Source organism: Methylomonas sp. MS20 (genome assembly GCF_050275925.1).
GTDB lineage: Bacteria > Pseudomonadota > Gammaproteobacteria > Methylococcales > Methylomonadaceae > Methylomonas > Methylomonas koyamae_A.
Map to the genome: position 1 here is coordinate 4,363,689 of NZ_CP189962.1, position 25,248 is coordinate 4,388,936.

The 25,248-nt window shown below is 53.9% G+C and carries 24 protein-coding genes; all 24 read right to left on the reverse strand.

Annotation, left to right across the window (positions count from 1 at the left end):
- The 24 genes from ACQE3D_RS19625 to ACQE3D_RS19740 all read right to left on the reverse strand — a co-directional run bounded on the left by ACQE3D_RS19625 (position 1) and on the right by ACQE3D_RS19740 (position 25,227).
- Positions 1 to 381, reverse strand: coding sequence for a hypothetical protein (locus tag ACQE3D_RS19625; RefSeq protein WP_064029638.1), 381 nt, complete (start codon positions 379 to 381; stop codon positions 1 to 3).
- Positions 378 to 884 carry a hypothetical protein gene (locus ACQE3D_RS19630; RefSeq protein ID WP_064029640.1) on the reverse strand — a complete coding sequence of 169 codons (507 nt, stop codon included), beginning with the start codon at positions 882 to 884 and terminating at the stop codon, positions 378 to 380. Before ACQE3D_RS19630 ends, ACQE3D_RS19625 begins: the two co-directional genes overlap by 4 nt.
- Positions 885 to 887: 3 nt before the next feature.
- A complete protein-coding gene (locus tag ACQE3D_RS19635) occupies positions 888 to 1,211 on the reverse strand; it encodes a (2Fe-2S) ferredoxin domain-containing protein (protein WP_064029642.1) in 324 nt (107 codons plus the stop codon).
- A 250-nt stretch (positions 1,212 to 1,461) separates the two neighbouring features.
- Complete coding sequence (gene fdxB, locus ACQE3D_RS19640) at positions 1,462 to 1,767, reverse strand: ferredoxin III, nif-specific (RefSeq protein WP_064029672.1); 306 nt, start codon at positions 1,765 to 1,767, stop codon at positions 1,462 to 1,464.
- A 17-nt stretch (positions 1,768 to 1,784) separates the two neighbouring features.
- Positions 1,785 to 1,994 carry a CCE_0567 family metalloprotein gene (locus ACQE3D_RS19645; protein WP_064029644.1) on the reverse strand — a complete coding sequence of 70 codons (210 nt, stop codon included), beginning with the start codon at positions 1,992 to 1,994 and terminating at the stop codon, positions 1,785 to 1,787.
- 9 nt (positions 1,995 to 2,003) lie between these two features.
- Complete coding sequence (locus ACQE3D_RS19650; protein ID WP_064029646.1) at positions 2,004 to 2,477, reverse strand: NifX-associated nitrogen fixation protein; 474 nt, start codon at positions 2,475 to 2,477, stop codon at positions 2,004 to 2,006.
- Positions 2,478 to 2,543: 66 nt separating this feature from the next.
- Positions 2,544 to 2,975, reverse strand: a complete 432-nt coding sequence (gene nifX / locus ACQE3D_RS19655; RefSeq protein WP_082885565.1) for a nitrogen fixation protein NifX — start codon at positions 2,973 to 2,975, stop codon at positions 2,544 to 2,546.
- Positions 2,976 to 3,019: 44 nt separating this feature from the next.
- Complete coding sequence (nifN, locus tag ACQE3D_RS19660) at positions 3,020 to 4,417, reverse strand: nitrogenase iron-molybdenum cofactor biosynthesis protein NifN (RefSeq protein WP_064029649.1); 1,398 nt, start codon at positions 4,415 to 4,417, stop codon at positions 3,020 to 3,022.
- A gap of 47 nt (positions 4,418 to 4,464) precedes the next feature.
- Complete coding sequence (nifE, locus tag ACQE3D_RS19665) at positions 4,465 to 5,907, reverse strand: nitrogenase iron-molybdenum cofactor biosynthesis protein NifE (protein WP_313730796.1); 1,443 nt, start codon at positions 5,905 to 5,907, stop codon at positions 4,465 to 4,467.
- Between the two features lie 886 nt (positions 5,908 to 6,793).
- Positions 6,794 to 8,122: a TolC family outer membrane protein gene (locus tag ACQE3D_RS19670; protein WP_071160495.1), complete on the reverse strand. Its 1,329-nt coding sequence runs from the start codon at positions 8,120 to 8,122 to the stop codon at positions 6,794 to 6,796.
- Positions 8,123 to 8,124: 2 nt separating this feature from the next.
- Complete coding sequence (locus ACQE3D_RS19675; protein WP_064029655.1) at positions 8,125 to 8,766, reverse strand: response regulator transcription factor; 642 nt, start codon at positions 8,764 to 8,766, stop codon at positions 8,125 to 8,127.
- Between the two features lie 17 nt (positions 8,767 to 8,783).
- On the reverse strand, positions 8,784 to 10,142 hold the full coding sequence (locus tag ACQE3D_RS19680) for an HlyD family type I secretion periplasmic adaptor subunit (RefSeq protein WP_168032570.1): 1,359 nt from the start codon (positions 10,140 to 10,142) through the stop codon (positions 8,784 to 8,786).
- Entirely contained in the window at positions 10,139 to 12,286 is a 2,148-nt protein-coding gene (locus ACQE3D_RS19685; RefSeq protein ID WP_313730795.1) for a type I secretion system permease/ATPase, read from the reverse strand. The genes ACQE3D_RS19680 and ACQE3D_RS19685 overlap by 4 nt, the downstream gene beginning before the upstream one ends.
- A gap of 353 nt (positions 12,287 to 12,639) precedes the next feature.
- Positions 12,640 to 13,116: a hypothetical protein gene (locus ACQE3D_RS19690; protein ID WP_313730793.1), complete on the reverse strand. Its 477-nt coding sequence runs from the start codon at positions 13,114 to 13,116 to the stop codon at positions 12,640 to 12,642.
- Positions 13,117 to 13,243: 127 nt separating this feature from the next.
- Positions 13,244 to 13,708, reverse strand: coding sequence for a hypothetical protein (locus tag ACQE3D_RS19695; protein WP_313730792.1), 465 nt, complete (start codon positions 13,706 to 13,708; stop codon positions 13,244 to 13,246).
- 321 nt (positions 13,709 to 14,029) lie between these two features.
- Positions 14,030 to 15,142, reverse strand: a complete 1,113-nt coding sequence (locus ACQE3D_RS19700) for an ABC transporter permease (RefSeq protein WP_168032580.1) — start codon at positions 15,140 to 15,142, stop codon at positions 14,030 to 14,032.
- A 3-nt stretch (positions 15,143 to 15,145) separates the two neighbouring features.
- A complete protein-coding gene (locus ACQE3D_RS19705; RefSeq protein ID WP_281021244.1) occupies positions 15,146 to 16,267 on the reverse strand; it encodes an ABC transporter permease in 1,122 nt (373 codons plus the stop codon).
- Positions 16,264 to 18,015: an ATP-binding cassette domain-containing protein gene (locus ACQE3D_RS19710; RefSeq protein ID WP_313730791.1), complete on the reverse strand. Its 1,752-nt coding sequence runs from the start codon at positions 18,013 to 18,015 to the stop codon at positions 16,264 to 16,266. The genes ACQE3D_RS19705 and ACQE3D_RS19710 overlap by 4 nt, the downstream gene beginning before the upstream one ends.
- The gene (locus ACQE3D_RS19715) at positions 18,012 to 19,037 is read right to left on the reverse strand and encodes an HlyD family efflux transporter periplasmic adaptor subunit (RefSeq protein ID WP_064026699.1); all 1,026 of its coding nucleotides are present in this window, start codon (positions 19,035 to 19,037) and stop codon (positions 18,012 to 18,014) included. Before ACQE3D_RS19715 ends, ACQE3D_RS19710 begins: the two co-directional genes overlap by 4 nt.
- Positions 19,038 to 19,756: 719 nt before the next feature.
- Positions 19,757 to 20,500: a hypothetical protein gene (locus ACQE3D_RS19720; RefSeq protein WP_313730790.1), complete on the reverse strand. Its 744-nt coding sequence runs from the start codon at positions 20,498 to 20,500 to the stop codon at positions 19,757 to 19,759.
- A gap of 187 nt (positions 20,501 to 20,687) precedes the next feature.
- On the reverse strand, positions 20,688 to 21,686 hold the full coding sequence (locus ACQE3D_RS19725; RefSeq protein WP_313730789.1) for an IS5 family transposase: 999 nt from the start codon (positions 21,684 to 21,686) through the stop codon (positions 20,688 to 20,690).
- Positions 21,687 to 21,719: 33 nt separating this feature from the next.
- Positions 21,720 to 22,151 (reverse strand): hypothetical protein, encoded by a 432-nt coding sequence (locus ACQE3D_RS19730; RefSeq protein WP_313730788.1) that lies wholly within the window; start codon positions 22,149 to 22,151, stop codon positions 21,720 to 21,722.
- An 877-nt stretch (positions 22,152 to 23,028) separates the two neighbouring features.
- Complete coding sequence (locus ACQE3D_RS19735; RefSeq protein ID WP_313730787.1) at positions 23,029 to 24,165, reverse strand: hypothetical protein; 1,137 nt, start codon at positions 24,163 to 24,165, stop codon at positions 23,029 to 23,031.
- A 405-nt stretch (positions 24,166 to 24,570) separates the two neighbouring features.
- On the reverse strand, positions 24,571 to 25,227 hold the full coding sequence (locus tag ACQE3D_RS19740) for a hypothetical protein (protein ID WP_427551240.1): 657 nt from the start codon (positions 25,225 to 25,227) through the stop codon (positions 24,571 to 24,573).
- Between the last annotated feature and the right edge of the window lie 21 nt (positions 25,228 to 25,248).

Below are 25,248 nucleotides of genomic sequence, written 5' to 3' on the forward strand. Positions count from 1 at the left end.
TTATTGCGGCACGTCTAGCAATTTCGCTTCGGTTTTAATGTTGTCCTGCTTGCCCCAGGCATTGATCGCCTCTACAAACCATTGCTTCTTGGTCGGGTGAGGCTGCACCACATCGTACTCGGCATAAAAGCTGCCGTCGCCGTGAAATTTGATTTGACCGATCCGGCGCTTATTGGCGTCGTACCAATATCCCACCAAATCCACGCTTTGCGTGAACGGGTCGCTGACCAGACTGAATTGCGCGGCTTCGTATTCCGGCAACGCGATCTGAGTCTGTACCGGGAAACCCAGCTTGGCAATATTCGCGGCGATGCGTTGGCACACGGTTTTGCCGAATTCGCGGCGCATTTCAACGTGTTCAGACAAACTTTCCGCGCTCATGCGGCATCCTCCAACATTGCGCTCGCCAAGTCCATGATTACCGACGCACCGGAGCGGTCTTCCGGATCCAAGCCCCGAATAATGGACAGGATCAGTTGCGCCTCCTCATCCTGTTGGCGCCGCAGATTGATAAAAGCCAGCGCTTTCAAACTATACAGATAGAACAAGTGAACGTCGCTGGCATACATATCCCGCTTGCCGGTTTCCTGGCTCAACAGTCGGTAATCCGCCGTGAAGCCGCCTTGCCGAGCCGCCTCCGCCAAGGCCGCCCGGGCTTCGCGCTCCGCTTCCTGCAATCGGCCCTGGTAAAAATAAAACTTGTACAACGCGAAATAGGTTTGCAAACAGGTGCCGTCCAAGGCCTGGGCCTGCTGAAAAAACTTCTCGGCCAGCGGTTTGTCGGCGTGGCTGGCCGCCACCGCCGACTGCAACAGTTTGTTGACGGCTTCTGGGACATCCGGGCTAAACAGCACCCGCTCTTCAAGAAAGCTGACCGCGGCCATTGCTTACCAAACCTCGGCGGGCACGATAAGCTTTTCGACAGGCTTATCACCCAGCAAATGCTCCTCGATGATGGTTTTGACGTCGTCCTTGGTCACCCGTCCATACATAACACCTTCGGGATAGACCAGCACGCTGGGTCCCAGCATGCAAGGCCCCATGCAGCCGGTGTTGGTCAGGCCGATTTTTTCGAACAAATTGCGGCTTTGAATTTGCGCCATGAATTCGTTCATCACGTCGGCACAACCGCTGGCGGTACAGGAACCGCGCGGATGGCCTTGCGGACGCGCTTGAGTACAGACGAAAACGTGTTTATTGGGACGTGGCATGATAGCTTTCCTTTTTTGAACTGAAATAAGAAATCGGGTCGCTTGCGCGACGCTGAAAGGGGGCGCCCTTTCTTAAAGCGGGCAGATCGCTTCAAGCCTCCAACCAAGCTATATGGATGGCGGTCGCTTGCATCGCGTTTGCGCTCAACGGTTTCGCGTTGAGCGGCGCGGAAGCCTGCCGATAAAAAGTGGCCATCACAAGTTCCGACGCAAGCGGAGCGCTGGACACTCCGCATCCGCCGGACGGCATTTAAGCCGCTGCCTTATGCTCGTGGGTAAAGCAGGCTTTCGGGCAGACTTTGGAGCAAGCCTCGCAGCCAATACAGTCGGCGGCATTTTTGAGGCTCATCACCATCGTGTTGTCGTCATCCTCGTCGAAGTCCTCCAAGTCGGCGGCGTCCAGTACATCTCCCCGGTCCACCAAATCGAACACGTCGCGCGGGCACACCTTGAAGCAACGGCCGCAACCGATGCAGTCGCGTTGGTTCAAATCGGTCACGTAAGATGGCGTCCAAACGCTGCCGCCAAAAGTTACGCCGGTTACAAATTCGCTCATATCGCTCTCCTCAAGCCTCATCCGCCACTGGCGGCTTGAAATTTCTTGTTGGCTTCGTCCCAAGCCTTACATGCGTCGTACGTCGTTTGGGCAATGCCCATCAACTCCCCGTAAGCATCCGGCAAACGGTCTTCGATCAGATCATGCAACACCGACGCCGCCTCGTTGGCCAGGCGTTTGGTCTTTTTCACTTCTTTTTCCAGCGCTTTAATCTCTTCGTCACTCATAATTTCACCTCAAGCTTCCGCCACTTCTTTGAATTGCTCGATCAAGGCCACGGCTTTTTCCAACACTTTCTCGGTTTTTTCGTTCAACTCTTCCAAACTGCCGAAGCCGAAGCGATGCACGTCGCGCAACACTTTGTCGACCGCGATCAGTTTGCCGACCAACACCAGCGCCCGGCCGAAGCCTTCGTGGGTGATATTGATCACCGGTACCGCCATCAGACCGCAACGTTTTTCCACCAGCGAGGAAATGGCGTTGTAATACGCCTTGACGCGGGCCAGCGTAATTTCGTCTGGATCGCCGATGACCGGCACTTCGCGTTTGCGCTCCTTGGTCATGATCAGCGGATCGATGATTTTTTCCTCGGACCAACCTTCGTAGGTGTCGTAGGTATCCATTGCTCTGAGTTGTTTGATCATCTCGACAACGATTTCAGAGCTCATCAAAGGGTCGCCGGCTTCGACGACGAGTGCGGGTTGAGACATGGTGGGTTCTCCAGTGGTTTTGGTTAGGGCGGCGAACCGCCGCAATTTGTCGATTCGTTAAAGCGCTTACTCGTCCCAGCCTTCGTCTTCCATCGCATCGAAGCGGCCGGCATCCGGCCCCTTGTGCGCGTTGATGGCCTTGGTCAGCCAGGCGGAAGGCCCGGCTTTCATTTCGTTCTGCAAATCGCCGATCAAATCCTTGATGGTGCTGCCTTCATGGACTTTGATCGGCTGTATGCCCTGGGCGATGATTTGCTTGATCGCCGAGGCGCCGATGGCTTGGCAATAGACGGCCGCGCAGCCGTCCAGCAGTTGAATCTTGACCGACAACTTATCCTCGTTACCGTCCTGGGCCAGTTCGCCGAACTGCGCGGCTTCCAGCATTTCCGATTGCTCGGGGTCGACCGCGTAGACCGCGAACGAACGGGCTGAACCGAAATGCTGGTTGACGTGCACCATATCGGTAGTGGCAAAGGCGACTTTAATCGCGGTTTCCATGGGCATCCTCTGTTCAGGGGTATGCACAACCTGCATGCGACGGGCTAGTGACATGACGGCGAGCAGGCGTGGCGTTCGTTTTCCGGTTTTTGCGAATACGGCGAGTGATAGACTTCGATCTCTTCGTGCGCGAAGTTGATCACCAAGTTAGCCAAGTCGAACAAAGCTTGGCGCGTGCCGCGATAACCGATCCAGGTTTTTTGATAGCCGCCGATGATGTCGTACAACGGAAAGCCGGTGCGCAGGATAGGCACGCCCAGGCGTTCCGCGCTATCGACCGCGTGCGAATTGCCGATCAGCAACTGCGCGCCGTTTTCCCTAGCGGTCAGCTCCAGATCTTCCAGGTCGCCGATCTTGACGCTGCTAACCGGCATTTTGCTCAGAATCGCCGCGTTAGCCGGGCTGATCGCCGCGACCACGTCGCCGCCCATGCCCTTGATCAAATGCACGCAGGCATTCAGCAAATCGGGATCCGCAGCGATCGCCACCTTGAGCTGGCCCAGCATGAAATGGGTATCCAGCATCGCGTCCTGCAATTGAGCACGTTGGCGTTCTATCCGTTGCGGGACCGGCTGTTCGCTGATTTCGGCCAGCGCCAGGATCAGCGCATCGTTGGCTTCCAGGCCGTACAAATGTTCGAAAAAGTAACTCGGCACCCCGGTTTTTTCTTGCAGCAACTCGCCGGCTTTATGCAAGGAAGGTCCAATGATCAGCGAGGCCTTGGCCTCGCCCAGCGTAGCCAGTTCCGACACCGGCGTACCGCCTATCGTCACCGGCGAAAACTCGTCTTCGGTCAAGCTGCCGTCCAGCGAATCGGATAAATCCGGCACCAGCACCGGCCGCAAGCCGAACATCTCTATCGTGTCGCGCAGGGCTTCCAGGTCGCCGGGCGTCAGCATGTGGCTGACCAACACGTTCACCTGCCGACGGCGGTTGCCGGGTTTGGTACCGGCGGTTTCGGCATCAGGCACCAGCGCGTTGACGATCTCGTGTATCGTCGCGGCATAGCCGGTCTCGACGCAACCGGTAAAATCCGGCGTGTTGACCGCGACGACGGCGACGTGATCGTATTCCGGATACTTGGCGCGAAATTCGCGCACGTTGCGCTGTACGTCGCAACCCTGGGTTTCGGCCAAACCGGTGGTCAACACCGCGATCAAGGCCGGATTGGATTTCTCGGCGATGGCTTTCAAACCTTCGACGACGTTTTCGTCGGCGCCCAGCACCGAGCTAGCTTGGTCCATCGCGGTGGTTTGCAATGGAATCGGCTCGCGAAAATGCCGGACGAAGAATACTTTCGCGAATGCGGTACAGCCTTGCGAGCCGTGCAGCATCGGAATCGCTCGGTCGAAACCCAGGCAAGCCAACGAACCACCGGTTGGCGCGCTGGCCTTTAACGGACTGACCGAGAGTGCTTTCTTACGTTTGAGAATTTCCGCCATCGCCGCCTACCTAGTTGCCTGAGTCAATCGCACGCCGTCTAATCGGACTAAGCCGCCTGAATTTTTAAGGCCGGTTCGGCCGGTTCGCTCGCGACGGGTTTGGTCTGGCCGCCGACGCGCCAAGGCATAGGCGCCCTGACCGACTCCCAAACCGGACTTTCCAGCGTCAGCGCCAGTTGGCGCACCAGTTCCAGCATGCCTTCGTAACCGGCATAACCGAATTCGCGCTCTTGGTTGATATCCAGGAACGGAATTTTGGCTTTCAACGCGGTGTACATATTGCGGCCACCGGCGATCAAAATATCGGCCTTATAATCGTGAACGACCTTCAACAGCGCTTTCGGGCTACCGTCCTCGATCATCAGCGTATCCTCGCCCATCAGTTCGCGGATGCGCGCCTTGTCTTCCTCGGTGGACTTTTTGGTACCGGTCGCGACCACGACCATCCCCAAATCCTGCAAGGCCGAAATCACCGACCAGCTCTTGACCCCGCCGGTAAACAACAGCACCCGCTTGCCTTTCAAACGCTCGCGCCACGGCGCCAGCGCCGCGCGGATTCGAGCCTCTTCGCGGGCAATCAGCACCTCGGTGCGTTCGGTCAAATCCGGATCGTCGATGACCTTGGCAAAATCGCGCAAGGACTGGCTGGTATCGGTAATGCCGTAGAAGCTGCCTTCGAACCACGGGGTTTTGTAATCTTTTTCCATACGACGGGCCACGTTCAGCATCGCTTTCGAGCAGACCATCATGTTGACTTCGGCTTTGTGCATGGTTTGCACCTCGCGGAAGCGGGCGTCGCCGGACAAGGTGCACAGCACCCGCAAGCCCAATTCGTCCAGCAAGGGCAGTACATGCCAGAATTCGCCGGCGATGTTGTATTCGCCGACCAGATTGACGTCGTGAACCTTGATACCGGGCCGCTCGGTACCCGGCGGCAATGGATCGGGATCGCGCGTGCCGACCACATGGTTCAGCATCGCATCGGCGGCAATCCGGTTGCCCAGGTTTTTAGTGCCGTAGAAACCGGCGCTATCGATAGGTACCACCGGCACGCCCCAACGCTCGGCGGCTTCCTTGCAGGTCGCGTTGATGTCGTCGCCGACCAAGGCCGGAACGCAAGTGTTGTAGACGAACACCGCCGGCGGATTGTAGGTCTCGATGGCTTGTTTGATCGCGTGGAACAGCCGCTTTTCGCTGCGGCCCATCACGATATCCTGTTCGGTCAAATCGGTGGTCATGCCGATCCGGTATAAGTCCGGCCCCGACGACCGGGTCCCGCGGTTATCCCAAGAGCTGCCGGCGCAGGCAATCGGCCCGTGGACAATATGGGCGACATCGGCGATAGGCAACAACGCAATCTGGGCACCGTCAAACGCACAACCGCCCGCGGCGGAGCCGGGTTTAGGCTTGGCACAACCGGATTTCTCCTTCTTGTTGTGTTCGCAAGCCGGTTCGTCCAATAATTCCGCAATGTCTTTATTCGTTTTCATGACACGACCCCAAGTTTTTGCTTATCAACTTGCAACCGGCGTGCCAAGCAATAACCCGATGATTTTCCAGCGATTCCCGGACAAGCTTTTTGTAGGAAAACCGACAAACCACTAAGCGCGGGCGACAAACATTTGTCGGATACTCGGTCGTTCCGCCCGGCGATTCGGCTGGACTTTGTCGAACGCCCCGTAGCCGCCAGCCTCTCGCTAACTCTAACGCTTAACGCTACCCGCGCAATCCAGTGCGACCGGCCTATTGAAGTCCATGGCTTTTGCGCCCCGACTCGATTCGACGCTTACCAACTCGGACAGCCCGTCAAATGTTGAAAAATAGGCAACGGCGGCGCGAAGCATTGAACTTGCTCATGTTCGGTTCGAAAACCTCTCCGACCGGCCGCTCGACATCGGACTGGTCGTTGTCGTATTGCTAAGTATTGGTACGGAGACACGGAACAGCGTCGTCAAGATCCAACAGCGCTGTATCGGCTATTGGTCCTGAGCAAAAGGCTTACTACCGCGCTGTTCACGCTGGAACACTCAGGAACCGACGACGTAAAAAGCCGCAACCATTTATCGCAATGATTCAAAACAACTTTTTTCAGGAGATCACTATTGATTCGACGCGGGCGAAAGCGCACTATCATCGCCGTCGCCCACGCATTATTGAAAACCGTGTGTTTGGCGATCCGATAGGGCGACAGCTATCGGAATGCCCAAACTGATGCGGTCTTTCAGAACTACTGTTAAAGGGCCGGCATCGCTACACGGCTAGGATTGCGCCCCTCAACAAGCTATTAACCAGCTATGGACTCCAACCTATCACCGATCGACATATATCCGCATCATCTGTATGTCGCCAACTCTAGAAACCCGCGCATCGCGTTCTCTAATCCGCCGAACTGATGGGCTGAATCTCTTCCGGCAATTTGGTACCCAAATGCTTATTCAATTGGCCCTTGCTCGCCAAAATTCGGTACTGCGAGAATAACTCGTCGTATTTGGCGTTAATCAACGAGCTCTTGGCAACGTACATCTCGTTGTAGGTATCCAGCAAGTCCAACAAGGTGCGCTGACCGATATTGAACTGCTGTTGGTAGGCGGTGATGGTTTTTTCGGCCGAGTCTGCGTGTTGTTTGTAGAACTCCATCTGGCTTTTCACGGTCTGGTAAGCCACCCAGGACAAACGCATACTTTCGACCACTTGGCGATGGGTGTTGTCGCGGATGTCCTTGGCCTGATTGATCAATTGCGCGGTCTGCTCACGGCGGGCGATGTCCTTGCCGCCGTTGAACAGATTGTAACGCATCCGCAACATCGCGGTCATGTCCGAGTTGGTGCCGCGGATACCGTCCAAGTTGTAATTGTGGCTGACGCCGGTTTCGATATCGAAACGCGGAAAGTACGGTGCCTTGGCGGTTTCGTGCTGGGCGAAGGCCGATTCCACGTCCGAATTCGCCGACTTCAGAATCGGATGGTCGGCCAGCGCTTCGTCGATGGCTTGTTCCATCGTCGCCGGCAACGCGGCGGTCGGCGCGGCGACCGGTTCGACCGCGTCCGGCAAGATGCCGATCACCCGTTGAAAGCCGGTTTCGGCGTCTTTCAGGTTACCGGTCTCGGACCAGACGTTCTTCTCGGCCAAAGCCACCCGGCCCATCGATTGATCGACGTCGGCCCGCTTGCCGACGCCGCGCTCGCTACGCAATTTGATTTGCTCGTTGGTGCGCAAATGCAGTTGCAGGTTGTCCTTGGCTAGATTCAGTAACTCCTGACGGCGCAACACTTTCAGGTAGGCTTCGACGCCGTCCAGCGCGGTGATCTCGGACTGGCCGAACACGGTGTAGGCGCGCGAATCGGTACGTTTTTCCTGGCGCTCGACTTCGTTGGGAGTAGCCAGACCGTCGAACAACATTTGCCGGACCTGGATGGCGCCTTCCTCGCGATGATAAAACACCGAGCCGTCGCCTCGGGTACGGGTGGTCGGATTGTTCGACTCTTCCCAACCGATGCCGGCCGTGGCGTCCACGGTCGGAAAGTAACCGGCCTTGGCTTGGCCAATTTCTTCCTCGACCGCCCGGCGTTCGGATTTGGCCGCCTGGATCTTCGGGTTGTCGTCCAGCACTTTCTGGATCGAATCCTGTAACGTTACCGCGTAGCCGTCGGTCGCAAACGCTAGTTGTATCGCGATGCTTACACCCCATCCGGTCGTCGATTTCATGCCTATCCTCTTTGATATTGGTCGGTTTCTTTTAACAATATGGCCAGATGCAAGCGATCGTCGACACCCAATTTGCGGAATATCGACGATAAATGCGCCTTGACTGTGCGCTCTGAAATATTCAGCGCCAGCGCGATACGTTTATTGTTTTCGCCCTGGCGGATCAGATTGGCGACTTCGAGCTCGCGCGCCGACAAGCCGGCGATCTGCTGCAGTTTCTGCTCGGCGTCGTAACGATTTTTCACGGTTTGAGTTTGTCTGGCGCGGGTCAACGCCCCGATCACCTTGGGGACCAGGGCGCGGCGTATCCAGATGTCGCCGTCCAGAATGCAGGCGACGGCCCGCTTCAATAATTCGGCGGATTCGGATTGATCGCAGTAACCGGCCGCGCCGTTGATCAACACTTCGATTTGCCGGCTATCCGGCCAATCGCAGCCCATCACTAGAAAACGGGTATGGCGGTTGGAAAACAACGCCATCAGACTGGCATCGTCGTCCAGCTTCTTAGCGTCCAGAATGACCGCGTCGGCGGTGAATTCGGTCTTGGGATTGTGCAACATACTGACCGTGTATTCCGAAATCAACGCGTGGTTCCATTGCGCGGTCAACTGGGGATTATTAGAACAAATCAATAGGTTAGCCACGGATATGCCGTTTGTAATTATCGTTCTCTCAACGCCCTATCCCTGGCCTTGAATATCGGCTTCATCAGGTATTCGAGCACGGTTTTCTTGCCGGTCAATATATCGACCTCGGCGGTCATGCCGGCAATGATCTGCAAGCGTTCCCCTCGGTTTTGCAAAGTGTTCGTGGCGGTGCGCAGGCGGATCAGGTAATAGCTGTCCTCATCCTTTTTTTCGCCGGGAATACTGTCGGCGCTAATATGCTCCAACACTGCGTCCAAACCGCCGTATATCGAATAGTCGTACGCGGTTAGTTTTACCACAGCTTGCTGTCCGGGGTGAAGAAAAGCGATGTCGGCAGGGCGGATTTTGGCCTCGATCAGCAACTGATCCTCGACCGGCACGATTTCCAACAAATCCATACCCGGCTGAATTACGCCGCCGACCGTATTGATCTTGATGCGCTTGACGGTGCCCTTGACCGGCGACAACACCCGCGTCCGGCTGACCCGGTCTTCCAGCGCAACGGCGGAAGCGCTGGTGCGATCCAATTCGGCCTTGGTCTCGTTCAATTCCTTCAAGGCCTCGGTCCGAAAGCGCGCCTTGATTTCGGAAAGTTTATTGCGGGCTTCGTCCAGCGCCGAACGCGCGCGCGGCATCGCCAGATTGGCCGAATTCAATTCGCCGCGCAAATCGTTGGCGGCCCGCTGCAGCCGCAACAATTCGACTTGCGACATCGCGCCGTCGGCCACCAGCGGCTCGGACATTTTCACCTCGTCCTGCAGCATGTTGTAGCTACGCCCGAGTTGCTCACTCTTGGACTGCAACTCGACGATTTCTTGTTCGCGCTGGCGAATCTGCTCGCTGAGAATATCGGTGTTCGATTTCAGTTCGTGTTGGCGGGAAGCTAGCAACTGCCGGACATTGTCGGCAATCTGGGGCGCCTGCTTGACCACTTCGTCCGGCAATTGCAACGCGCCGCCGTTGATTTCGGCGTTCAAGCGGGCGGTATTGGCCAGCAGCTCGTAATACTTAAGCTTGGCTTCCTGAAACGACGAGGCAAAACGCACCCGGTCCAGTTGCAGCAAGACTTGATCTTTTTCGACGCTATCCCCCTCGCGCACCAGGATTTCCGAGACGATGCCGCCTTCCAGATTTTGTACGACCTGGATCTGGCTGGACGGTATCGTCTTGCCTTGACCGCGCGTCACTTCATCCAGCGTCGCGAAATTGGCCCAGACCAGCGCCACGACCACGAAGACCAGCGTGGTCAGCAAAATCAAATGACTTTGGATCGGCAATTCGTACAGCGCGCTGCCGTCGGCGATGTCGAAATCGCGGCGGTCCTCGCTGCGATAGCGGTAGTCGGCCAGCCAAGCACCCAAAGTTTTTTTCATCCGGCCACCTTGATCTGGCCTTGCCGCAAGGCTTCCAACACATGATCTTTCGGACCGTCGGCGACAATGTGACCGCCGTCCATGACGATGACCCGGTCCACCAGACTCAACAGCGAAGCTTTGTGGGTCACTAGGATCAGGGTCTGATCGGACAATTGCGCCGCGAAGCGCTGCTTGAAGGCTTCCTCGCTGCTGTTGTCCATCGCGTTGGTCGGCTCGTCCAGCACCAACAACGCCGGCTGCAACAGCAAGGCTCTGGCCAGCACGATGCTTTGGCGTTGACCGCCCGACAAACCGGCGCCGCGCTCGCCGACCGGCATGTCGAAACCGAGCGGATGGCGGGCGGTAAACTGCGCGACGCCGGCCAACTCCGCCGCCCGCAGCATCGCCGCGTCGTCGACGTACCCGGCGCCGAATACGATGTTGTCGCGGACGCTGCCGAACATCAACGCGTTATCCTGCGGCACGTAGCCGATTTGGCGACGCAATTCGGCGGGATCGAGCTGGCGGCTATCGCAACCGTCCAACAAAATCGCGCCTTGTTGCGGCTGGTACAGCGCCAGAATCAATTTCTCCAACGTACTTTTGCCGGAGCCTATCCGGCCGATCACGCCGACCCGCTCGCCGGCCCGAATCTTGAACGACACATTATCCAAGGCGGGTACCGGCTGGCCGGGATAGCTGAAGCCGACCCCGCGAAACTCCACCTCGCCGGCCAAACGCGGCCGGTGCATATAATCCTTACCGGCCTCGCGTTCCACCGGCAGGTCCATCATCCGCCGCACCGAGGCCAGGGCCATCCGCGCCTGATGATAGCGAGTCAGCAAGGCCGCGACCTGACCGACCGGCGCCAAGGCCCGGCCGGCCAGCATCGTGCATGCCACCAAACCGCCGGTGGTGAGTTCGCCGTCGCCGATCCGGTACACGCCGGCCACGACCAACAGCACCGCCGCCAGTTGTTGAAAGAACGCGGTCAGATTGACGGTCAGACTGGTGTACAAACGGGATTTAAGTCCCAGCCTCGCCAGCTCACCGATATTGTTTTCCCAGCGCCGTTGCAACTGGCTGGCCGCGCCGGTGGTTTTAACGTTTTCCAAATTAGTCAGGGCTTCGATCAAGGTCGCCTGGTTCTCCGCGGCGTAGCGAAACATCGTATCGACGGTTTGCCGCAACGGCGCCTGCAAGGCGATGCCGGCCAATACCGCCAGCGGCAATATCGCCAACGGAATCCAGGCTAGTGGGCCGGCAATGCTGTACACAATCAATACGAACAGCAGCAAAAACGGCAGATCTACCAAGGTCACCAAGGTGGCCGAGGTCAAAAACTCGCGGAAGGCCTCGAATTCGTGCAAGCGGTTAGCGAATGCGCCGGCCGAGGCCGGGCGAGCTTCCAGCCGGATGTTCAACAATTTTTCGAAGATGCCGGCCGACAACACGATGTCGGCGCGCTTGCCGGCGGCGTCTATAAAGTAGCCGCGCAGCAACTTCATCGCCAACTCGAAGCCGAACACGATCAACACCCCGAGCGCCAGCACCCATAGCGTTTCCAGCGCGTGATTCGGCACCACCCGGTCGTAGACGTTCATGAAGAACAACGGCGCCGCCAACGCGAACAAATTGATCAGCAACGACGCGGCCAACACCTCGGCGTAGATCGGCCATGCGGCGTAGACCACATTGCGTATCCAATGGCCGGTCCGCGCCGCGCCGAGATCGGCGGTTCTGGCATCGAAGCGGTGATTGACTCGAACGAAGAAAGCCCGGCCGGCATACAGATTCTCCAGTTCGGCGCTGGGCAGCGTCTTCTCGCCGCCGGTTTCCGAAACGGCGATGCGACAGTTCGCCCCATCCTTACCGATCAGCACGCAGGCGTGGCCGTCGCGGAGCAACAGCACCGCCGGCAGACTCAAGGCCGGAATGTCGGCCAGCGGCCGGCGCAGCAAGCGGGCCGACATGCCGGCCCGCTCGGCGGCCCGCCCGAACAGCGCCGGCGTCAGTTTGTGATCGACCAAGGGGAGTCCCGCGGTCAACGCCGCCGGGGTTTGCGAAATATGCAGGTGCCGGCAAACTGTCAATAAGGCGGCCAGCAACGGATCGTCGAAACCGGTGTCCTGGGTTCCGGCTATCGTTAGGTGGTCGAGCATGAAGGCGGGAAAAATGGTTGAATAAGTGACGGTATCGACGGTTTGGTCGGCAATTATAGGCTAGTTGGCGCGCGGCGGAGAAAATCGCCAGTCGCTGGGGCGTAATGGTCTCTGATAGGTAGCAAGCTTGACGCCGGCAGGCCGCTAGTGGAAAGCACCGAAAAGCACACCGGCGCCAGAGACATGGAGTTGCGAACGACTGAATTCTGACGATCAGTAACCGTAATTCAATGATTACCAGCATTTCATATTAACTGAGGGAGGCTCTATTGCAAGACCTGACCCCGTTTTTGGACTACGCGTTTTATTGCGAGCTCCGTCTGCACCACCTAAATTAGGCCCATTTTGCATCTTTATTTATTACAAACATCAGAGAGGTACGGAAGAATCATGGCAAGTTTATCTTCACCAAAATGAACGGTCTCCATTTGCATCTCGTGGTTATACCTGATTTTAATAAAATGATCGGATATGGATCTTATTAAATCATCGATGTTTGTTGTTAAATACTTAGCTTGAAATCCATTTTTAATTATGTCTGACTGCATAGCCCATAATTCGATCAGAGAGTGATTTCTTGGAGCTTTTTTGTCATCCTTCTTTAACAGAAATTTCAGATACATTTCACAAGCAAAACACCCACAAACGACATGGGGAAACACTAACAGCTGGTTCTGCTCAGCAATTGGAACGGTTGAGTTAAAGCACCTAATCGACGCGTCCCTAAACTGGTTTGCCGTAGCGACCATGTCATCTAAGGCGTCGGAGTCCGGATTTTTCGACGGCACTCTAAATGAGGCTAAGTGAAACGTGCATTTTTCATCAGTCATCCGTATCGCCTAAACGACAAACAAAGTCCTTGCATAGATAGGGATACCATGTAGTGGAGCTAACCGGCTCTGCGCAGCTTTATCTCGCTGCATCCAGCAACTGAAAGGAGCGAGGTTGAGCGCCGAATTAGAAGCGTTCCGTACCTGCACTTTTGGCTTCCTTTCTCGGATTATGTGGCCCGCAAAAACTGTAGCCAGAAACAGTATGATTTTTCTTCATGTCGTCTGAAATGTTCACCACAAGCTTGAATAGACTACCCCACGTTGCAATTGGAATGTGCTTTCCGGAAGGGTGCTCAGGCTTGAAATCGAGCTCAATGGTCGAGGAGGCTAACCAGTTTTCCGGAATGCCCTTCGCAGAAAGATGCTTATTTAAGATTGATCTGTAGCCGGAAACCAGTTTTGAAAACTCTGAACTTGCTGGGAATATTGATTTCGTAAGGAGATCAAGGCGAACTATTTGAACACCACTCTGTTGCGCAAGAAGACAAAGTTTTCCAATACCCCAATAGCCACCTACATCGTTGTTGCGGCTTATGAACGAACCATATAACCCGGATGCGATGTTTTTGAGTTCCTTCCGTCGTGCCATGGTGAACCTCTAACTAATCGAGCTCCGATTAGCGATAGCATAATCGGAGGAATGTTGACTTCGAAACGAGCGATTTGGCAAGCTAATTTCACAATTGAAGGCAGCTTATCTGCATTTTTTGTCTATTCAATTTCATTGTCATTGACCTGCTTAGGGTCGATTACAGTTATTAACTGTCAACGCTAGACTCCCATTCACCGAGCGCTATTGGTTATTCGAAAACATCAACGGCTACAATCCTGTTCCTTATTCAAACTTCAAGTACTCGCCAGGCACCCCATTCAACGCCAAGGCCAGGTTTAAACGATCAAACGCCCCCCTTCAATACATCCGCTTGCGAAACAACCAGCCGGCACACGTTAGCGAGGCCAAGCCGATCAAGGCCATCGGCCAGTATTGATGCAGCAGCGCCGGGCTGTCCAGGCCTTGCAGGAATACCCCGCGGACGATGACCAGAAAGTAGCGTAGCGGATTGAGCAAGGTCAGGGTTTGCACGGCTTCCGGCATGTTGGCGATCGGCGTGGCGTAGCCGGACAGGATCACCGCCGGCACGATGACCAGAAAGCCGCCCAGCAAGCCTTGCTGCTGAGTCGTCGACAGCGAGGAAATCATCAGGCCGACCCCAACGATCGCAAACACGTAGAACACGATGCCGATATACAAGGCCGTCAAACTGCCCAGCAGCGGCACCCGGAACCACAGCACCACCATGACGATGCTGAAAGTGGCCTCGAACACGCCGATCAAGAAGCCCGGCACGGCCTTGCCGACCACGATTTCCCTCGGTGTCAGCGGCGTCACCAATAACTGGTCGAAGGTCCCCTGCTCGCGCTCGCGCGCCACCGACAGCGAAGTCACCAACATCGTTACCACCAAGGTCAGCAAACCGACGATGCCCGGCACGATAAACCAACGGCTTTCCAGGTTGGGATTGAACCAGGCTCGGGTCCGCAACTCCGCGGCCGGCAGCGGCAAACCGTGGTCCCTGGCCCAGGCGATGTTGAAATCGGCGATCACCGTTTGCGCGTAGCCTTGGGCGATTTGGGCGGTATTCGAATCACGGCCGTCCAGCAGGATTTGCACGTCGGCCGGTTGGCGGCCGCTCAGCAGGTCGCGGCTGAAATGCCGGCCGATATGCAACACCAGCAATACTTGCTTGGTATCCAGCACTTCGGCGACTTCGGCCTCGCGCCGCAAGCGCCGCGCCTCCCGAAACGCCGGCGCGCCGCCGAAGCGAGCGATCAACTCGCGCGAGGCGATGCCGGCGTCTTCGTTGTACACCGCGATCGGCACTTGGTTGAGATCGTAAGTGGCGGCGTAGCCGAACACGAACAATTGCACGATGGGCGGCGCGATCAGCACGAAACGACTTTTCTTGTCCTTGACCAGATCGAGGAACTCCTTGACCAGCATTGCGTAAATCCGCCAAAACATCGTTCACTCCAAGCGGCGCGGCGCCCGCCACCAGGCCAGCGCCATGAACAGTGCCGCCATCAAGGCCAGCGCCAGCGCGTTGGGGACGACGACTTCCCAGACGTTGCCGGCCAGAAACACCGTCTGCAAGATCGCGACGAAATAGCGGGCGGCGATCAAATACGTCGCCCACTGGACGACGGTCGGCATACTGTCGATGTTAAAGATGAAGCCTGACAACAAAAACGCCGGCAAAAAGGTGATGATGATGGCGATCTGGCCGGCGACAAACTGGTTTTTCGCGGCAATCGAAATCACCAAGCCCATGCCCAAGGCCGCCAGCAGGAACAACGAGCCGCACACCAGCAACACCCACAACGAACCGATCAGCGGCACTTCGAACAGCCACACCGCCATCGCGATCGAAAGCAGCATGCCGCCCATGCCTAGCAAATAATACGGTATCAGTTTGCCGAGCAAAACCTGGCGAACGCTGACCGGCGTGGCGATCAAGGCCTCCATCGTGCCGCGCTCCCATTCCCGCGCCACCACCAGCGCGGTCAGCAAGGCCCCGATCAAGGTCATGATCACCGCGATCAAGCCCGGCACCAAAAAATTCCGGCTGCGCAGCGCACTGTTGTACCAAACCCGATTCCGTAATTGCACCGGCCGTACCGCCCGCAAGCCGCGGCTTTCGGCGCGCGCGTTCAGCCAGCGGTCCCAAACGCCGAGCACGTAACCGCTGACCAGCCGGGCGGTATTGGCATCGACGCCGTCCAGAATCAATTGTATCGGCGCCGGTTCGTTACCGTGCAAGCGCCGGTCGAAGTCGTCCTGCAAGTTGACGATGGCATTGATTTCGCCTGCCTGCAACGCAACGGCGGCGGCCGGCATATCCGGAAAATAACGACTGCGAAAATACTCGGACTGCTCGAATCCGGCGGTCAGCGCGGCGGTCTCGGCGCTTGGGGCGGCGACTACCAAACCGATCGGCACCCGCTTGGCGTCCAGCGACACGCCGTAGCCGAACAACAACAGCAAGAACACCGGCATCACGAAGGCAATCGCCAGGCTGCTGGGATCGCGCCAGACCTGCAGGAACTCCTTGCGGATCAGACCGATCAGCCGTTGCCGGGTCGCCGTCATGCCGCCCCTCCGCCGCCAGCCGCTTCCACCAAGCGTATAAACGCTTCTTCCATGTTCGAAGCCGCTTCGCTTCCGCCGGCGCGGACGATTTGCGCCGGCGTGCCGGCCGCCAGAATGTCGCCCTCCCGCATGATCAGTAGGCGGTCGCAATATTCCGCCTCTTCCATGAAATGAGTGGTCACCAGCACCGTCACGCCGCCGGCAGCCAGTTGGTTGATACGCGCCCAAAATTCGCGGCGGGCCAACGGATCGATACCGGAAGTCGGCTCGTCGAGAAACAGGATTTCCGGCTCGTGCATCAGCGCGCAAGCCAGCGCCAGGCGTTGCTTGTAGCCCAGCGCCAAATCGCGACTGTCGGTATCGGCAAACTCGGTCAAGCCGAACTCGCCGAGGGCCCAAGCGATGCGTTCCCGGCGCGCGCCGCCCCGCAAGCCATAGGCGTGGCTGAAAAAATCCAGGTTTTGCCGTACCGACAATTGGCCGTACAACGAGAATTTCTGCGACATATAACCCAAACGGCCCCTGGCCTGGGCCGCCGCCCGCCGCAAATCCACGCCGGCCACTTTCAGGCTGCCGTTGCTGGCCGGCAACAAGCCGCACAACATTCGAAACGTGGTGGTCTTACCGGCGCCGTTGGCGCCCAGCAAACCGAAAATTTCGCCGCGTCCGACCTGAAAGGAAAGTTTTTTGACGGCCTGAAAATCGCCGAACCAGCGATCCACCGCCTCGACCTCGATGACCGGCGCGGCGGTTGGGCCGATAACCGCCAGCGGGCAGACGTTCTCGACGACGCCGTGGCCGCCGTCGCGCTCGGTCAATAGCCAAATGAAGGCATCTTCCAAGCGCGCCGGCACCGACCGCGCCGTCACGCAGTCGCTTGCCGTAAACCAGCCGGCCCAGTCCGGCGCGGCACCCGGCGCCATGACCGCCCGGACCGCATCGCCCTGCACTACCGCGTCGATGACGCCATGCTGGCCCACGATGCGTTGACGCAGTTGCCGACTAGACAACACCGCGCTAGTTAGACGATAGCCGCACCCCCGCACCAATTCGTGCAGCGCGGCCGGCGCGCCCTGTCTGAGTATTCCACCATGATCCAGTACGATAACATGTTGGCAGCGCTCGGCTTCGTCCATGTAGGCGGTGCTGAGCAGGACCGTGGTACCGTGGTCGCTGACCAGCGCGTCGATGATATGCCACAGTTCGCGGCGGGACAGCGGATCGACGCCGACCGACGGTTCGTCGAGCAACAGCAAACGCGGCCGGTTCAGCAAGGTGCAAGCCAAACCCAGTTTTTGTTTCATGCCGCCGGACAAGCGTCCGGCCAAGCGGCTTTCGAATTTGCCGAGTCCGGTCATCGCCAGCAATTCGGCAAAGCGCTCGGGTCGGTCGGCCTGGGCGATACCGTGCAGATCGGCATACAGCGTCAGGTTCTCGCGCAGACTCAGATCTTCGTACAAACCGAAACGCTGCGGCATGTAACCGGTGGTGGCGTGCAACAGCGGCCCGGTCGTCGCGGTGTCGTTACCAAAGCTTTCGACGCTGCCGGCTTCCGGCAGCAACAAACCGGCGGCCAGACGCAACAAGGTGGTCTTGCCCGCGCCGTCCGGCCCGACCAGCGCGGTGATGCCGCCGCCGGGCAATTCGAAATCGATCCGGCGCAAGGCCGCCACTTCGCGGTCGCCGGCCCGGAACGATTTATCGACGCCTTGGAACCGTAGCGCCGGGGCGTTCGTCGGCGAGATCACGGCCGCTCGGCGCAGCCAGGCTGTCCGGCCGGCGGAGCGTCGACATCGATCTCGACGCTGACCGGCATGCCCAAGCGCAGTTGATCTTGGGCATTGCAGACGTAAACCCGCACTTGGTAAACCAGACTGGTCCGCAACTCGCTAGTCTCGACCGATTTGGGCGTGAATTCGGCGGTCGGCGAGATATATCCGACCCAACCGGCGTAATGCCGGTCGGGAAAACTGTCGCTGACGATGCGGGCCGGCAGGCCGTGGCGCAATTTACCGAGATCGGTCTCGGCCGCGTAAGCTCTGGCCCACAGCGGCTCGGTCAGGGCCAGCGTCAGCACCGGCGTCTGGGCGTTGGCCATGTCGCCAGGCTCGAGAATCCGGTTTTGCACAACGGCGTCGGCCGGCGCGTAGAGATGAGCGTCTTCCCAGGATTTCTTGGCCAACAGCAATTCGGCTTCGTCGACTCGAAGTTGAGCTTGGGCGGCTTGAATGTCCTCGCGGCGCGGGCCGATCGCGGTCAGCTGGTATTGTTCCTTCAGGGCTTGCAAGGTCTCGCGGGCACCGTCGTAGGCGGCCTTGGCTTGATCGACCGACTCCACCGAGGTCAATTTGCGTTCCGCCAAATTGCGCATGCGCTCCAATTCCTTCTTGGCCAATACCAATGCCGCTTCGGCGCCCTTGACGTCATTGCCCGCCTTACCGATTTCCTGCGGCCGCGAGCCGTTCAAGGCCTTATCGACCACGTGGCGCTGGACCTCGACTCGGGCTTGCGCCGCATCCCAGGCATACTGGAAACGTTCCAGGGTCTGCACCGCCAACAATTGGCCGCGCTTGACCCTCTCGCCCTCTTGCACCTGAATTTGCGCGACGTGTTCGGAATCGTGGAAGCTGAGTTCGACTTGGCGAATATCGATATTGCCGTAAAGCTTGAGCTGGGTGGGCGGCGATTCGGAATGCCGCCAATGAAACCCTGCGGCGGCGATACCGGCCGCCGCGAGAGTGGCGAACGCCGCGATGCGTAGACTGGACATGGTGTCCTTCCCGGTCTGGTTAAATCCGTCCTGGGACGATTAAAGGCGGCCCCTTCCCGATGCCGCCGCCGTCGGCCCCAGCCGACGACGGTCTCAGTATACTGAACGGACTCGCCGCCCGCCAATGACTTACCTCCCCCAACGCACCGGCGCCGAGGGGACCGGCCGAGTTGACTGTACGCTCGGCATCGACCATCCGCCATCCTTGCCAACTTGCACGGTTCGGTTGAGGATATTGACGACGCAGTTTTGATCCAAGCCGTTGGCAATCGCTGGCCTTTGCCCTACCATTCCCAGCAGTAACGCCACGAGTACCGAATGCCACACGCCCAAACCAGTACCGAATTTGTCGAAGCAAGCGCCGCCGGCAAAATCTACGTTTGCTTTTTGTGTCCGCCTAATTTGATTTCGACCATTTATTACAATCGTCATATAAATGCAGATTATATTTGGTGTCGGCACAAACCAAAATCATCGTCGGACTCGGGTAATGTCCGTATCGAATGCAAATGGTCTGACAAAATTACCACCTGATAAGCACCTTGCAAAAGTTCACATCTATTGTGTTTATTACCAATTCATGCGCTCCTAGAGGTGTCAATCGCGCTCGCTGACTTATTGCTAAGCGCTTATCCGTCGTTTTCGGCTATACAAATCAGTTATTTCCGATGCATGCATCGCGGAAACATGGAGGCGAGCGTAACGATGCGAAACTCATTCTATCGACCTTCAAAAGCCCAATGAATATCCGCTATAAAATCCTCCTTAGCTAAAACTTGACCTGTGTCGATTGTCTGATCGAGAATTCTAGCCTTTATTAGCTCATCGTTAACTCTATAGTAGACATATGAATCGTTTACCCAGAGAATTTCACTACCCCCTTGACTAGTAATTATTTTATATTCTTTGCCTGTATTGATATTGTGCAACATTAAAATTCCCGAGAAAAAAACATTAGCGCTATCAAATCGCCAATCGATCGGCGTGCCGGTTTCTGCCATATGTTTTCTTCTTCTATCAGATCCAGGACTTTGTGTTTTCCTAGCTATATCTGCCACATAGCCCACAAGCCACTCATTCAAACCTCGCACCTCTGTTCTCCCTCCCGGAAAACCAATAATCTTCCATTTAGAGGAACGTTTGTTGAAAACATAGTAAGTACTTTTCCCCAGCTCTTCAGCGGTACTTCTTTGCTTATTGTCTCTTGAACTTAATACCAGCATATTATTTGAATTAACATAAGCAATAACATTATCGCTTTGACTAAAAAGAATATTTTCCGGAAGCCTCCAATTGGTAGTCAATTTTTCACGACCCACCCAAATTGACAATTTAGAATCAGAACCAACTTTAATATAAAAAAAATCACCAGAAATAATCCCACCAGGAATGCCACCAGCCTTTATTTCGACTACGTCATTCAACTTATAATCAATCTGGTTGCCATCAACCCCCCATGACATTGTTATATCGGAATTACTCTTACCAAGAAAATAAGTATAAGCCAACTGTTTATTAGGGAACCTCTGAAAAACTGCCGTTTTGAGTAACAGTCATTTCGAAAGCAGCTCAAAAAATTCAATAATCGCCCGTTTTTTCCATCAAAACAGTCGTTATTTGTCGAAAACAAGCCCTTTTCCGGGCCTATTTTCAAATTCCAGACGCAATCAGGCTGCGCCGCTCATACGCATCGCCGCGCAGTACATTGGCAATCGCGGTCAAAAAGGTCAGACGGGCGGCGTTTTTAGCCAAGCCGCGATAGCGGTTCTTGGCATAACCAAACCGAATTTTAATGTCCCGAAAGACGTGTTCGACCTTGGCGCGGCGACTGGCCAGTTCCCGCGCGGCTTGGCGAAGGCGCTGGGCCTGTTCGCTCTCGTCTTTCGCGAGCTTGGTCAGCTTGCCTGGACGCATCGCGATCACGCAGTCTGGCGGGTTGTCGCTGGACATCTCGGGGCGTTTATCCAAACCTTGATAACCGGCATCGCCGTGGACGAACTGTTCTTCGCCGTGTAGCAAAGAGGCGGCTTCTACTATGTCGCTGACGTTGCCCGAGGTGACTTTGAGGCTATGCACTAAGCCGGTTTCGCTATCGACGCCGATGTGGAATTTGCTGCCGAAAAACCATTGATTGCCTTTCTTGCTGGCATGCATCTCGGGATCGCGCGCTTTGTCTTGGTTTTTGGTCGAGGTCGGTGCGGCAATCAGGCTGGCATCGACGAGGGTGCCGGCTTTTAGAAACAGCCCTCGCTCTCCCAAGGTTTGGTTGATCGCCTGAAAGATCTGCTCGGTGAGCCCGTGTGCTTCCAACAGGTGCCGGAACTGCAAAATCGTACTTTCATCTGGCACGCCTTCCAGGCGGACACCGCAAAAACGTCGCAGCGATTCAATCTCGTAGAGCGCATCTTCCATTCCAGGATCGGAATAGTTGTAGACAATCTGCGCGACATGCACGTGCAGCATGGCATTCAATGGAAACGGCTTGCGCCCATGTCCTTTACCAGACGCATAATGCGGCTCGATCACCGCCACCATCAGCGACCACGGCAATAAGCCTTCGAGCTGGTCGAGAAACTTCTCGCGCCGGGTGACTTTGCCTTTGTTAGCGTATTCGGCATCGGCAAAACTGAGTTGTTGGGGCTGGTCCATGGGTGTCGTCTCTACCGCGATTTCGTTGAAATATTATACCGCTTGCTGTTTTGGGGAATTAATCAGAGGTTCCTTAGGCAAATTGACCAAATGAGTTTCTAATACCGAACATGCCGCACACTTGTCAAAAACACCAGTTTTGATACGTTTTTCCTTCATTGGGTCATCCATTTCAAGAATGTTAACTGTATCCGGCTTAACAGGAGGCGAGCCAATTACAATCAATCTTTCATCGTAATAAACTTTCAGAAATTCCGCACCAAGCTGTTTAGATACGACTTCACGGCACAAATTCAGCGCCTGCTCATTGTTATCATACGAATATAATCGCGTTGGAAACGTCCCTTCACTCAAAGGCGTGGGTGTTGAACTAATAAAAAAAATATCCTTATTAATCTCCGTTGCAAATAAATGCTCATCTGTAAACAACAGCGACAACAATATAAATATGTGATTTATCTTCATCTAAATTCCATATGGCACTCAGCAACGGGGATCAGAGAAAAGTTAAATACAATGTTACTCTAGCCCTATTATTCATTATTGGCTATCCGACCAGGATTCCAAAAATTTAAGTGCATCAAGCAATGCATCAACTTGACACTCAGCACTACCAGATAATTTATTTATTAGGTTTGATAACTTCACCCACTGAGAAATAAACGATAGTAGAAACAACTCTTCATGGATAACGCAAAATTTATAACGAAATAGGCAAGCCGCACTTAATCTATCTCTATGCGAATAGAGGAAAGATAAACTCTTTTCTTTTATAGACGAATATGCGGACTCGAAAATAAAATCGCTTGAATACTCCTTTGCCAACTTAAAAGCATTTACCCTAGAATATTTTTCGCTACAAAAAATAGTTTCTTCATTTGCGTATAATACATCCGGCCTAGTAATTACGTATTGCACCATGTTGCCTGCTATTAGAGTTAACTCCTCATTCCCTGGCAATCCGTATATCTCTTGACATGAATACCAAGTTGAGTTTTCCAGGACAGAAACAAATGCATTTTACATCAAGTCAATACGATCTTTTGAGCCACCGTCCAAACAAAATAGTTTATTTAAAATATCCATTAATCCAGCCAAAATAAATTATTAAGGGACGCAGTTTTTTGCTACTGAAGTTGAGCAATGTGCGGCAGCATTTCGTTTGCTAGAAAAGGCCGCAAGGCGTAATCTTAGGGCGTCGAGAGGCGAAACCGTATTGCGCCGCATGTTGACTTTTAATCATTCGGCGCATTACGCTATTGCCAATGCGCCCTACGCGAGCTATAGCCCCTACTCATATTCGGGTTAACTATCCTACATACACCCATCATACCCAGATCAGTTACAGCCGTAGATCGCTAAGACTAATGATTTTATGCAAAGTAAATTTACCTCCTTCAATAACAGCTTTCGAATTATTTTGAACGACAAAAAGACCATTTTCGTTTTTAAATAAAAAAATCTTAGTCGAAAGGTTAAATATCATTCCTTTCTCTACAAAGTCCTTTTCAATTAACTTTCGACCTCTGCCATCTAATATATCAAGCCTCATGCCATTTTCCGGCAATCCATAAACGACAACAATTCGATCATTATAAAAACTTACACCCCCTGCTATATCAGCTACTTTATTGGCTTTTATCGAAAAGACAACGCTCTCCCATTTCTCCTTAAAATTAGAATCGAACAAACTGACAACTCTGTTTAATGAACCAGACTTGAAATTCTCATACGTAATTACAACATCACCAGTTTGATTTAATTCAAAACTCGCATTGCGTCCTTCAATGAATTTGCTTTTAATTAATTCGCCATCCGATGACAACCAACCAAACCAGATTGAATCTTTACCTTGCGAGCTAAAACCTGAACCAAGCAAAACCACTTTTCCGTCTTTTGCAAATAATCCATTATGAACATCAATATTGGACTCATAATAACGCTCCCATTCAATGACTCCGTCCAAGCCTGCTTTCAGCGCCGCACCTTTACCCTCGGAACTTCCAATCAACAAATAGCCTTTATTCAGGACTAACAGCTCCTGAAATACTGGCGCATGAAATAATTTAAACGAATCAAGCCTAATAACAGGAAATCCATCTCGAATAATTAAGTAACCAGAACTTTCTTTAATTAGACAAATAAAACCATGACCATCTTCAATCGCAGACTCTACACTAAAATCCTGATTTTCATTATTTAGATACTTGCCCTTAATCTCACTATAGACTGAGTCTGACTCAATAGCGCCAGAAACATTAACTCTCCATATTTTTTTACCTACCAATTTCGAACTGCTTCTTTCACTTTCATCTAACATAATCCATAATTTCTGTTTATCTGGAGCAAAAAAAACATTACGAACAATATAATCATTCCTCGAATCGAAAAACTCTTTAATATTTGAAACCGTTAAAATTTCAGCATTTACTAACTGTGGAAAAATAATAAAAACTAGAAATCGGAAAAATATTTTCATGACTAATACTTTGATTTGCAACTCAGTAAGTCTTTATCATCATTATCTTTTGGCGAAGGTTTACCACCTATACAACCAGTCGTGTAGGATGGGTAGAGCGGAGCGAAACCCATCACGAGAACATCAAACCCACCGAAACCCAATGTCAAAATCGACATCTGACCAAAACACGTATTTAAGTTAAACAAATGATTTCGGCCTTATCTGATAGATTTCAGCTATAGTCTCTACCCATCTACGGGGTACGGCTTTATCTTAATCCAACCACACCCAATATATTTTCATATTTCTGGCGGAAGTCGTCAGGCGTTCCGCCATGTCGGAGCCAGCTACTTACCCGAAACAGACGAGTACAGTTGAAGCCAACATTCGGCGGCTCATCCCATGGAGTACTCGCCTTACGGGTTACGGGTTAACCATCTGCGGGCCATCGAAATCCATTTTATGGGCTTTGCCCCAAACACATGAACCATCTTTAAAATATGCTAAATAGGGTAAATTTAAATAATCAACAGCAACAACTAAGGACCCATCGTCATAGCGAAACATTTTAATATCCTTATTTATTTTCGGAACACCAATTTCAAACACTAGATCCTCAGCTTTTACAGCGGATTTTTCAGAACTACTTGAGAAATATACAATCATATGCTTTCCATCTTCTTTATACACGATATTACCCAACCATTTATGTGGCACTTTTATTATGGTAGGCATTTGTATAGGAACAATTGGCATATCCATATTTAATCCATCACCGAAAACGAGGCGAACTAATGGAGCTTTAGACTTACTGTCCACAGAGTAGCGGTAACTTAAGCTTGACGCTTTAACCACGCCTATACCAATAATACCACCCGATTCAATGCATTGAGTATCAACATTACTTCTAACAATTTCCTCTTTGGAAGACTCAGCGCTACAAACACGACAAAATCCTGAAAATAACAAACAACATATTAAAACAACATAAAAATAGCGCATTACATTATCTATCCAGAAAATAAATTTTAAAATCCACATAAACCAAAACCACCTTCCATTGTCAACAATATTTATCAACAAAATCTCGGCGTTTTAAGA